Annotated in this window: 9 protein-coding genes; 5 read left to right on the top strand and 4 right to left on the bottom strand. The window is 43.2% G+C overall.

Features of this window, described 5'->3' with window-relative positions; all coding sequences use genetic code 11:
• Window positions 1-26 precede the first annotated feature (26 nt).
• The 3 genes from JMX95_RS06570 to JMX95_RS06560 all read left to right on the top strand — a co-directional run bounded on the left by JMX95_RS06570 (window position 27) and on the right by JMX95_RS06560 (window position 2,188).
• Window positions 27-932 (top strand): TonB family protein, encoded by a 906-nt coding sequence (locus JMX95_RS06570; protein WP_201560369.1) that lies wholly within the window; start codon window positions 27-29, stop codon window positions 930-932.
• An 82-nt stretch (window positions 933-1,014) separates the two neighbouring features.
• A complete protein-coding gene (locus JMX95_RS06565) occupies window positions 1,015-1,704 on the top strand; it encodes a MotA/TolQ/ExbB proton channel family protein (protein WP_201560368.1) in 690 nt (229 codons plus the stop codon).
• Between the two features lie 82 nt (window positions 1,705-1,786).
• Window positions 1,787-2,188 (top strand): ExbD/TolR family protein, encoded by a 402-nt coding sequence (locus JMX95_RS06560; RefSeq protein WP_045444454.1) that lies wholly within the window; start codon window positions 1,787-1,789, stop codon window positions 2,186-2,188.
• Between the two features lie 157 nt (window positions 2,189-2,345).
• Here JMX95_RS06560 and JMX95_RS06555 read toward each other — a convergent pair whose 3' ends face one another.
• Window positions 2,346-2,819 (bottom strand): DUF2799 domain-containing protein, encoded by a 474-nt coding sequence (locus tag JMX95_RS06555; RefSeq protein WP_201560367.1) that lies wholly within the window; start codon window positions 2,817-2,819, stop codon window positions 2,346-2,348.
• A 500-nt stretch (window positions 2,820-3,319) separates the two neighbouring features.
• Between JMX95_RS06555 and JMX95_RS06550 the strand changes: the two genes are divergently transcribed.
• Window positions 3,320-3,916 (top strand): hypothetical protein, encoded by a 597-nt coding sequence (locus JMX95_RS06550; protein WP_201560366.1) that lies wholly within the window; start codon window positions 3,320-3,322, stop codon window positions 3,914-3,916.
• A gap of 287 nt (window positions 3,917-4,203) precedes the next feature.
• Window positions 4,204-6,870 (top strand): type I DNA topoisomerase, encoded by a 2,667-nt coding sequence (gene topA / locus JMX95_RS06545; protein ID WP_201560365.1) that lies wholly within the window; start codon window positions 4,204-4,206, stop codon window positions 6,868-6,870.
• A 168-nt stretch (window positions 6,871-7,038) separates the two neighbouring features.
• Here topA and JMX95_RS06540 read toward each other — a convergent pair whose 3' ends face one another.
• From JMX95_RS06540 to lon, 3 genes are all read right to left on the bottom strand, one after another.
• Window positions 7,039-7,596 carry a superoxide dismutase family protein gene (locus JMX95_RS06540; RefSeq protein WP_045444459.1) on the bottom strand — a complete coding sequence of 186 codons (558 nt, stop codon included), beginning with the start codon at window positions 7,594-7,596 and terminating at the stop codon, window positions 7,039-7,041.
• A gap of 198 nt (window positions 7,597-7,794) precedes the next feature.
• Entirely contained in the window at window positions 7,795-8,946 is a 1,152-nt protein-coding gene (locus tag JMX95_RS06535) for a hypothetical protein (protein WP_193008665.1), read from the bottom strand.
• A gap of 142 nt (window positions 8,947-9,088) precedes the next feature.
• On the bottom strand, window positions 9,089-11,521 hold the full coding sequence (gene lon / locus JMX95_RS06530) for an endopeptidase La (RefSeq protein WP_201560393.1): 2,433 nt from the start codon (window positions 11,519-11,521) through the stop codon (window positions 9,089-9,091).
• Window positions 11,522-11,848: the final 327 nt, after the last annotated feature.

Here is an 11,848-nt window from a genome sequence, read left to right as displayed (position 1 = left end):
CCTCGGTTAATGAATATTAGGGTGTTATGAGTTCAACGGATTTAGACGCGCCACCACTTAAATTGATACTCGCAGCTATTATTATAGTGGTGGGCTTGCACGTGCTGACGGCAGTCGCATTGGTGGCGATCAAGACGCCTGATATAAAAGTTGAACCAAAAAAAGACACACCGCCTATCGAAATAGAGCTGGTTACGCCACCACCTGTTGAGGTTGAAGAGATAAAGGTGGAAGAGGAAAAACCTGAACCAGTTAGGAAGCTTGATACTAAGCCTAAAGCGAAGCCAGTTACTGCGCCTAGTACTGTAAAACAGACTAAAACTCCCAAAGATTCAAGTAACAAAAAATCACCAGCGCCATCACCTAGCAATCATAATCCAACTGATGAGCTTCCATCTGAAAGTATAAATAATAAACCTGCTGATAATGAGAAGCCAAATCTGGGAGGAGTGGTAGATAATAGTACGACTACTGTTATCAAAGTAAACAAGCCTACTGCTCAAAAACCTACAATTGATACTAGTACAAACAGTAACCAAGGTGTAAACAAGCCAAGTAGTGTTGGGGATAGCTCAAAGAATACTGGAGGCGGTAATGAAGGTGGTAATCAACAAGAAACACAATCACCTGTGGATACAGGTCCAGTAAGTTTCGGCGCTAGTGAAGCCAGCTGGCGAAGTGAGCCTCAACTTGGTTTCCTCGCGAATGAAAGAAGCCTTAAAAAGAAAGGAAGTATATCAGTAACAGCAGCAATCACAGTGGATGAAAAAGGTAATATTACGAAAGTATCTATCTCTCCAAGTACAGGTATCAGCAGCGTAGATAATAAAATTATAAGAGCTATAAAGAAAGCTAAACTGACCCCATTTATACGCAATGGGGTAGCGGTGAGAGGTAGGGTGTCTGTGCCTGTTAGTTACGTAATATCTTGAATATATTGATTATTTACATCTAACGTTATAAAAATAATGATCGATATCTTAAGCCATAATACAAAAGACGAAGGAGTCTGACATGGACTTTATGCAATACTGGCAAATCAGCGACATGGTGACAAAAACTTTGTTCTTTTTGTTGCTTGCTTTATCTATTCTTTCTTGGGTGACAGGCATCATTCGTGTGCTACAAAGCCGCAAATTGGCCGCCAATGTTGCAGATGATTTGAGTCAACAGATTCAAGTAAAACAGGCTGAGATGATAGCAGCAGATGCCACTACTCGCCGTTTGGTTACTGAACAGATCTTGCTCAAGCATATTGGTCGTTACCGTTTTGCCAGCGAGCGCGGCTTACCTATTCTTGGGACGACAGCCGCAATTGCGCCATTTATCGGTTTGTTTGGGACGGTATGGGGGATTTTTCATGCGCTACATAACATTGGCATGAGTGGGCAAGCGGGTTTGGGACAAGTGGCAGGGCCAGTCGGTGAGGCACTTATCATGACAGGTTTGGGGATCGCCGTGGCGATTCCAGCCGTGGTGTTTTATAACCTTGCAGTGCGTATCAATCGCCGTGTGATGTATCACGCCAACGATAGAGCGCATGACTTATTAGCACGTTCTGCCGAAATGGTCGTTACCCAGCAGCCGTTAACGGACAGCAAATCGACTGTTACCCAAGATTCGTTAGCAAAGGGTATGCACTCAAACACAGCAGATGCTCAGCAAGTGACTCATTATCATAATTCAGCCACGTCGCAGCCTTAACGATTATCCATTGATGGGACAGTCCGTTAGGCGATAGTCAAGCGAGCTATATTGCGAATAACCAAATGTATTGAGAGTAATTATGGCATTTCAATTGGGTGATGATGACAGTCAAAGTATGAGTGAGATGAACCTCATTCCGCTTATCGACATCATGCTGGTATTGATGATTATATTTCTATTGACGGCGACCGTACTGAATCCGACAGTGCCATTAGAGTTGCCGAAGACCAGTGCTGCGTTAAATGAGGCGCCACCAGAGGCTATTCAAATTAGCATCGATAAAGACGCAGGGATATTTTGGGACAGCGATGCGATTAGCATGGAGGAGTTAGAGGCACGGTTACAACAGCAAAGTGCTGGAGGTAAAGACCCTTCTGTACAATTGCGTGCTGACAAAGACAGTAAGTATGACACGGTCGCTCAAGTGCTAGCCGCTGCCAGTCAAGCAGGACTTACAAAGATAGCCTTTGTCAATGAATAAGGTGAGTCTATAAAAGACGTGATCATCATATGATGTTTGCTAGATAGCCAACCATCGAAAAGGTAGCTAATATAATAATAAAACAAAAATAATAAACTTTTCTCCAGCCTCAATGAGTACTTAAACCTCAAATTAAGTACTCATTGGGGTTTTCTTTTTACCAGCCATAGCCAAAGGGATGATAGCCGTAACCGAAGCGCCCAGGCCCGTAGCCAAACGGATAAGGCGAACGTAGGTAATCGAGATCACGTTGACGGATATAATAGTAACGTCCTTGCGCGTAAGCTTCTTCTAGCTTTTCGATGCCTTCGAGCGGACAAACGGGCTGCCAGTCGTAGCCTTCGCGACCAAGTTTATAAGCATTGAGCTCGGTGCAGTAGCTTTTGAGACCTTGCTGTCGCCCTTGCTCCCATTGTATGCGGTTGGGCATGGGACCACCTACCTTTGCGCAGCTATCAGCGTAATGACCGAAATAAGCACCTGAACGCCCTTGTAAGCCATCAGTGTAGCCGACTTCTTGCCAGTTGCTTTCCTGACATTGCTGCGGGGTGAGACTTTGCGTCGTTGCACAGCCTGATAGGGTAAATAAGGCAGCGCCTACTAGCGAGAGGGTAAGCCCAGTTTTACTCATGAGTTTATGGACACATTTGCTCGCTAGTGAAGCGGTCGATGAGTTTCGCTTAAGAAGATAATTCATAATAAACCTGCGCGCGTTTAAAATTATGGTTTATCATAGCACTTTTTGATGATGACAACTTTTTGTATCTCGTTATTATGCTGTTTTTTATTCGAGTTAAGTGTTTGATCTATTAGTACATATAGCCGAACCATCGAGATTCGAAAACGTGAGTGGTTGATGGTTATCAACTCATCATGCTTGATTTTTAACGGTTCGTGCTCATTATAAGCTTCTATATAGTAGCCAGTATTTAGACAATCATTCGTGAAACAGCCGCTCATTAGAACGCTACTGGTTAGAAAATGACTGGTTAAAAAGTTACTGTTCAAACAATTAATGATGGCTTTTTTATAGTTAGCTGAGCAATCACTGTCTTTGTTGTAGCCTGTTGTATAGATAGTAGCGGTTTTATTTTTTAGTACATTTTCATTTATCCAAAAGGCCGGACCATCATGGGAACATTCATTGGCGTTATCATTGTACTATTTGTATTAGGGAGTATGATGGCGCTCAAACCTAACGGTATCGATCAGCGTTTGGATAAGCTGCGCATGACCGCGCGTCGTTTACAATTGAATCCAAAGCTGGTGAGTTGCCCTGATTGGATCAAAGGTAAAGACAACGAATATGGGCGTGGAATGTTAGGTCAATACTGTTTAGTGTTAGATGATGTGCAGCTGCCGCACACGCGCTATCAAGTGATTGATGGGCAATGGCGACCAGATAGTAGTTTTGTCGATACAAGCAAAGATGATGTTAAGCTCACGATTCCAAGTGCGATTCGTGCTAATAACAGCACTAATAATACGATTATCAAGAAGACCAATTTTAGCTTGGATAAAGCGCCGCTAGACTTGCCAGTCAGTATTGAGCCGTTTGTTAAAGGTTTGCTGACTAAGGCAAATAGTATCGTGATTTATTGGGAAGATATCGCTTATGTGCGTCCTTCATCCAATCCCGCTTATCAGCAAAAATTGATTGAAGCAGATTTGTTGGTGCTCAAAAAACAGCTTGAACAATGGGCGTCAGAGATGCAAAAGCGCCTATAAAACGGCTATAAGGTAGAAAATCATTTTTTAATCTCCATTTATAAGCAATATGCAAGCACTTTTGGCAAACTCTCAGTCATTTACAGTTGACAGTGTAACGCTTAGCAGTGTAACGTCTTTATAACTGACTCTTTATCTTATGGTTATTGTTTGTTTTATAAACGTTTTTTTAAGCAGCTATTACTATAATGATTCACCGCGCTACTATAACTCACAATTATAAATTGCCATGCTGCTGTATTTATTCTTACTTTTAATTTACTCATATAATAATGGTGTCGTCACATATGGCAAAAACCGCAACCAAAAAAAGTCCAGCGCCCGCTGCTGGTAATCCCAAAGGCAGTCCAAAGGGCAAGTCTTTGGTGATTGTAGAATCACCTGCCAAGGCAAAAACAATCAATAAATACCTTGGCGATGACTTTATCGTGCGCTCCAGTATTGGTCATGTCCGTGATCTACCGGTTGGCGCAAGCAAAAGTGCAAAAAAACCAACAACGACCAAAAAAGATGACAGTCTAAGCAAAGAAGAAAAAAACCAGCAAGCATTGGTACGGCGCATGGGCGTCGATCCAGAACATGACTGGGCAGCAGTTTATGAAGTATTACCTAATAAGACTAAGGTTATCAAAGAGCTGAAAGCTTTAGCCAAAGACGCTGACAAAATCTATCTGGCAACGGATATGGATAGAGAGGGTGAGGCGATTGCTTGGCATCTTAAAGAAGTCATCGGCGGCGCTGACAGTAAGTATGAGCGCGTGGTTTTTAATGAGATTACCAAATCTGCCATTCAAAATGCCTTTAAGCAGCCATCCAAACTTGATATCGATCGTGTCAATGCTCAGCAAGCACGGCGCTTTTTAGACCGTGTTGTTGGCTTTATGGTATCGCCGTTGCTGTGGCAAAAGGTTGCTCGTGGTCTCTCTGCAGGTCGCGTCCAGTCCGTTGCTATGCGTCTGGTCGTAGAAAGAGAACATGAAATTCGCGCCTTTATACCAGAAGAGTATTGGCAAATTCATGCCGATACTCACGTTGCCAGTAGCAAAAAGGACGCTGAGCAAATTGCGATTCGCTTAGAGGCGACCAAGCAAGGCGGCAAAACGCTTAAGCTCGTCAATAAAGAGCAGACAGATAAAGTCTTAGAAATTCTTAACTCAAGTGACTTTATCGTCAAAGAGCGTGAAGAGAAGCCAACGCAGTCGCGTCCGAGTGCGCCATTTATCACCTCGACATTACAGCAAGCAGCCAGCACACGATTGGGCTTTTCAGTTAAAAAGACCATGATTTTGGCACAGCGCTTATATGAAGCGGGTCATATTACTTATATGCGTACCGACTCGACTTTCTTATCTGGTGATGCACTTGCTGCGGTACGTGGCTATATCGAAGACAGCTATGGCGCAAAATACGTACCAGAAAAGCCAAATTTCTACGGCAACAAACAAGGCGCACAAGAGGCGCATGAGGCGATTCGTCCTTCTAACGTCAATATGAAGTCAACGCAGCTTAAAGGGGTCGAGCGTGATGCCATCCGCCTGTACGAGCTGATTTGGCGTCAGTTTGTCGCTTGTCAGATGCTGCCAGCAAAATATTTGTCAGTGAATCTATTCGTCGCTGCCAATGATGTCGAGCTAAAAGCACGTGGTCGTACGTTAGTATTTGATGGTTACACCAAGGTTATGCCACCGGCAAAAACTGACGATACCTTATTACCAGATGTGAAAAAAGGCGATAAATTAATACTAGATAAGCTCGATCCGAGTCAGCATTTCACCAAGCCGCCACCGCGCTATACCGAGGCAAGTTTGGTGAAAGAGCTTGAGAAAAAGGGCATCGGTCGTCCATCAACTTATGCGTCTATCATCTCGACCATTCAAGATCGCGGCTATGTAAAGCTTGAGAACAAGCGCCTGTTTGCTGAAAAAATGGGTGATATCGTCACCGACAGACTAACCGCAAGCTTCCCAGATTTGATGGATTATACCTTTACCGCCGCGCTAGAAGACAAGCTTGACCATGTCGCAGAAGGTGATACAGATTGGAAAGATGTCCTCGATAATTTCTATGGCGACTTCAAAACAACGCTTGATCGCGCCAAAGAAAAAGACGGTATGCGTCCAAATGATCCAACTGACGTACCAGACGTGCATTGCGATCTTTGCGATCGTCCAATGCAATTACGTACTGGCTCAACGGGTGTATTCTTAGGTTGTACTGGCTATAATTTACCGCCAAAAGAGCGCTGTAAAGGCACTAAGAATTTAATGCCCGTCGAAGCTTTTGCCAATCTTGATGAGGCAGAAGGCGATGATGAAGCGGCAGAAGTTCGCGATTTGATGGAGAAAAAGCGTTGCCCGAAATGTAGCACGGCAATGAATGGTTATATCGTCGATGGCGGTCTGAAACTGCATGTGTGTGGTAACAATCCTGATTGTGATGGTTATGTCTTAGAAGAAGGCAAGTTCGAAGTGCCTGGCTCTGATTCTCCAACCATTGACTGTAATAAGTGCGATGGACAAATGGAGCTAAAGACGGGACGTTTTGGTCCTTACTTCGCTTGTCAGCAATGTGATAATACGCGTAAAGTGCTAAAAACAGGCGAAGCCGCACCGCCGCGCATGGATCCTATTCATCTGCCAGAGCTGAAATCAACCAAGCACGATGATTACTTTATCTTGCGTGAAGGGGCAGCTGGGATGTTCTTGGCGGCGTCTAAATTCCCGAAAGTACGCGAGACACGCGCACCAAAGCTGGCTGAGCTACGCGAAATCAAAGATAAAATGGAAGATAAATTCCAGTATTTGTTTGAAGGTCCAGATGAAGATCCAGATGGTAATCCCACCATCTTACGCTGGTCACGTAAAAAGAAAGAGCAATATATCGGCTCTGAGAAAAACGGTAAGGCCACACGTTGGGGTGTGTATTGGCGTAATGGCAAGTGGGTAGAGGAATAAGTCTCCTTTACTTTTTACCTTGGTGATTGATTGTTAATATATGAGCTTTTGTATCATCAATATTGTTTTAAGCTATAAAATTTTAAACAAAAAAACCTCTTAGAATCTAAGAGGTTTTTTTGTGCTATTCATATTTGTGATATCAATAACAGCTAATCTCAGATGCTATTAGTTCTTTTCGATGATACCGCAAGCAACGCGGTCGCCTGCATTACCAGCTGGTTGGCTAGTATAGTCGTCAGCACCGCTATGCACGATAAAGGCTAGACGATTAACGCTATATTTACCTGCATCAGCGACAGAGATTTTCTTATTCACATAGTTAATAGTAGCCACGCCATCTGCATTGGCAGTCAGGTTAGGCAAGTCGCCAGCATGACCATTCATATCATCAGGATTAGAGTGAGGCTTATTGTCAGGATTAAAGTGACCACCTGCTGCTTTACCCATATCAGCACAGCTGCCTGTTTCATGAATATGTAATGATACCGTCTTGCCCGGCTGCAAATTCATCAGCTTACCGTAGACTTGTACGCCGCCATCAACTGGACGTAAGAATACTTGACCCACTTCATTTTTATTACCAGCGACTGCATTGATAGTAGATTTTAAGGCAGGTTGGCTAAGTGGATTGCCAGTTTGCATTTGACCTTCGACCGTTTGGCAACCCGTCATTACTAACGCTGAACCACATAATAGGGCACTTGCAAGCATTGTCTTATTCATTATTATCTCCAATTATTTTTAATATTTAGTTATTTTTGATAAAAAGCTAACTCTTGAAGGTTTATAGGTAAGTATCTTTTGATTTCTATAAACATTCGTTAATGTCGTCATCAGTATAGCTAAGGATTAGATATAGTTATTCATCAACTGCGCAACAATCGGTTAATAAATGTAAGTATCGTATGGGTTTTAAATTGTTTACGGGATTGTTTTTACTTCGTTTTGCCATACTAGAGTTTCGCCAGTCTCCATCGTTTGCAATAAATTATAGCGAGACATATCAGTCTGATCGTCTGCTGTTGGCGATATTGATTGTGAAGGTTGCAAACTCAAACTAAGAGTGCTCTGGCTATTACTGATAAGCTTAGCAAGTTCGCCCTCAATTCTATTACCAGTAACACCGCAGCCCATGAGCGTTTGTGGTCCCGAGCCAACTAGCAATGTATAATCTTTCATCAAAATATAAGGACCACCGATACCATTGCAGCTAGAACTAAAAAATGCGTATTGACTATCGTCATACCCTCTAAATTTTAGCGACACTGGAAACTCTGGATGATAAAAATGACCAATAGACTCTCGAGATATTACCTGCCCTTTGTCATTAAAAGTATTACGAACGGCGCTAACCAGCCGCCAGTCATAGTGCTCTAATAATGCCTTATCAATAGGGAGTCCAGTCGGTTCTTTAAATGTCCTAGGCGTACCATCAAATGTTAACGTATTGCCATTTTCGATTTTAATGACCAAGTTTTTCGATGCCATTTGAGTATTAACGAGTTTGATTTTTGCGACTGGTAATAGCTCAACATCTAACTTAATAATATTATTATCGTTAGGAAATAACTTTTTGATATTTGTGTTACTTACTTTATTTTCAGTAGCACTTTCGCAGGTCGAGGATCTTTCTCTAAGCTCGCTACCATACTCAAAAGGCGGTGCGGACATCCATACGAATTTGATAGCAAAATGTTGGCAGCCTTGAAACAAGCTTAACGAACTGGGCGCAATTTCTAAAGTAATCGGCGCGTCAGTGTTAATATTAATAGCGTTACTTTTTTTGTCTTTAACTTGTGTTAACTGCCAATAATAATTACTTGCCCATTGCAGCGTCATAACTTCATTAGCTGTTTCATCAGCTACCACTACAATTTTTTCTTCCAGCTTTTCAGTTTTTATGATGGGCTGATATGATATTGGAGCAGAAGTGCTAGAGCCAGTCACTATTGAGTTAGCAGGTGTAGAATTATCTTTTGCAATATTAGACTGACAACCTATTAGCGCTGCTGGAAAAGAGATAGCGAGCAATAAAGATAGCGTTAAGCGGTTTAAAATCAGGTGGTTTAACATTATAGCTATTACCAAATAAACATTTGTCTAAAATATAGCATAAGGTATTATTAAAGATGTTCTTTATTTTTGCCAAAAAAAAGCCGCTCATTATAGTAATGAGCGGCTCTTATTTCTTAAGAATTGAATATCAAATAATCAATTAGTTATGCAATGCTTTGCTTGAGGTTTTATCGACTGTGACTTTCGCAAGCTTAAGAGGAACTGGCATACTGACCAAGGCAACCTTCAATATCTCATCAATCGTTGCCACTGGCTGAATAGTCAGACCGGCTTTGACGTTATCAGGGATATCAGCTAAGTCACGCTCATTAGTCGCTGGAATCAACACATGCTTGATTCCACCTCGATGAGCAGCTAGTAGCTTCTCTTTGAGACCACCGATACGCAGGATTTTACCGCGTAGTGTAATCTCACCCGTCATAGCGATATCTGGACGAATAGCAATGCCCGTCAATGCAGAGACTAGCGCTGTGGTAAGAGCACCACCAGCTGATGGGCCATCTTTCGGGGTCGCGCCTTCTGGCATATGCACATGGACGTCAGTCGTCTTAAAGGTTTCATAATCAATACCTAAGCTATCACCGCGAGCACGTACCACGCTCATGGCAGCGCGAATCGATTCTTTCATCACGTCACCGAGCGAACCGGTAAAGCTTAGCTCGCCTTTACCTTTCATCGCCACCGCTTCGATAGTAAGTAGCTCACCACCGACTTGCGTCCAAGCAAGCCCCGTAATACGACCAATCTCAGGCTCTTCTTCAGCCAGACCATAATCGTACTGATGGACACCGAGATAATCATCGATATTTTTGTCATCGACCACAACCAGCTGACGTTCTGCTTTTTTCGGAGCGCGGGCGCCATGGCTTTCAACCGAACCGCGAACCACTTTACGGCAGATTTTATTGACTTCACGCTCAAGGTTACGCACACCGGCTTCACGGGTATAGCTACGCACGATGCTATGTAATGCCGCTTCTACAATCTCAATTTCGCCTTCTTTGAGACCGTTATTCTTGATCGCTTTTGGCACAAGATACTTCTGCGCGATATTGACCTTTTCTTCTTCGGTATAGCCCGGCAGACGAATGACTTCCATCCGGTCAAGCAGGGCAGGCGGGATATCCATGCTGTTGGCAGTACAGATAAACATCACTTGCGATAAATCTAAATCCATATCTAAATAATGGTCGTTAAACGTATCGTTCTGTGAGGGATCTAACACTTCAAGCAATGCTGAGGCTGGATCACCGCGGAAGTCTTGCGCCATTTTATCGATTTCATCTAACAAAAACAGCGGGTTTTTAACTTCAACTTTGGCCAGCGATTGAACAACTTTACCCGGCATCGCGCCGATATAAGTGCGGCGATGACCACGGATTTCCGCTTCATCACGCACGCCGCCAAGCGCCATACGTACAAATTTACGACCAGTCGCACGGGCAATCGACTCGCCTAATGAGGTTTTACCAACACCTGGAGGACCGACTAAACAAAGAATCGGACCGCGAAGTTTTTTCACTCTTGATTGCACGGCGAGGTATTCTAAGATGCGATCTTTCACATCTTGCAAGCCGTAATGATCTTCGTCCAATACCGTTTTTGCTTTTTCTAAATTGATGGAAACCTTGGTTGTGGCATTCCACGGTGTGTCCAAAATCCATTCAATATAGTTGCGCACCACTGACGACTCACTCGAGGCAGGTGGCATCATTTTGAGCTTTTTCAGCTCTTGATCCGCTTTTTTACGCACATCTTCTGGCAAGTCGGCATCTTCTAGACGCTGCTCTAGCTCAGCCACATCATCTTCGCCATCAAACGCACCGTCATTCATATCTGACAGCTCATTTTTAATGGCTTTCATCTTCTCGTTTAAGAAGTATTCGCGCTGATTGTCTTCCATTTGCTGGCGGACAGCTTCTTGGATATCTTGCTCGATATTTTGTTCAGCACTCTGCTTAACCAAATATTCGGTTAAGGTATTGATATGGGTTTTAAGATCATCATTTTCTAAGAATGATTGCTTAATATCTAAATCCATCGATACACGGGTCGAGATGAAATATACCAACTCAAGCAAGTCATCGATACGTTTTGCCACACGAGTCAGCTCGCGAGCATTACGCAGACGTGCATCTGCGTAGCTTTCAAACAGTGTGGTTAATGCTTGAATCGTGTTTTTCTGCTGGCTCTCATCCATACTGACATCAAGGTCAGCACGCTCAAAGCTTGCCATTAATAATGTATCGTGATTTTCTATAGTATCAACGCGCGCACGATATTGACCTTCGATCAATACTTTGATGCAGTTCTCATCACTGTCATGCGGCATGGTACTGACGATGCGGCAAACCGTACCGTACTGATACAAGTTGTCTTGATCAATGTCTTCAGTCAGCGAGTCTTTTTGTGCCACGACCAAGACTTTATTGCCATACTCAGCCTGTGCCAATTCAACGGCCTTTACCGATGGCTCACGACCGACGAACAAGGCAATCTGCATGTGCGGATAAACGACGACGTCGCGCAATGCCAGTAGTGGTAAATAGTTTTCAGTACCGTCACCTTTTATACTATCGTCTTTTGCGTCATCGTCTTCAATAGTGTTGTCGTCATCATTATCTTTATCATCACTATCTTTGCTATCACCATCTTCAACGCGATCAGCTGTTGCAGCTACATCACCTGTCGTATCGTCAGGCGCGTTGTCTCGCTCTTGATCATCAGCGATAGTAGATGAAACGTCGACATCGATGTCGATATTGTCTTGGGCAATTTTATGTTCACTCATATATTCTTCCTCGTTCACCAGACTTGTAAAGTCAAGTTCGTGGTTCATGTTTAGATAAATGGTGCTCACCGATAAAATTGCAAGGCTTGTAGGCAAAGTCACACGCTT

The sequence above is a fragment of the Psychrobacter sp. NC44 genome (assembly GCF_904846655.1).
Lineage (GTDB): Bacteria > Pseudomonadota > Gammaproteobacteria > Pseudomonadales > Moraxellaceae > Psychrobacter.
The sequence above is the reverse complement of the archived record's forward strand: the minus strand, read 5'-3'. Positions and strand labels throughout refer to the sequence as shown.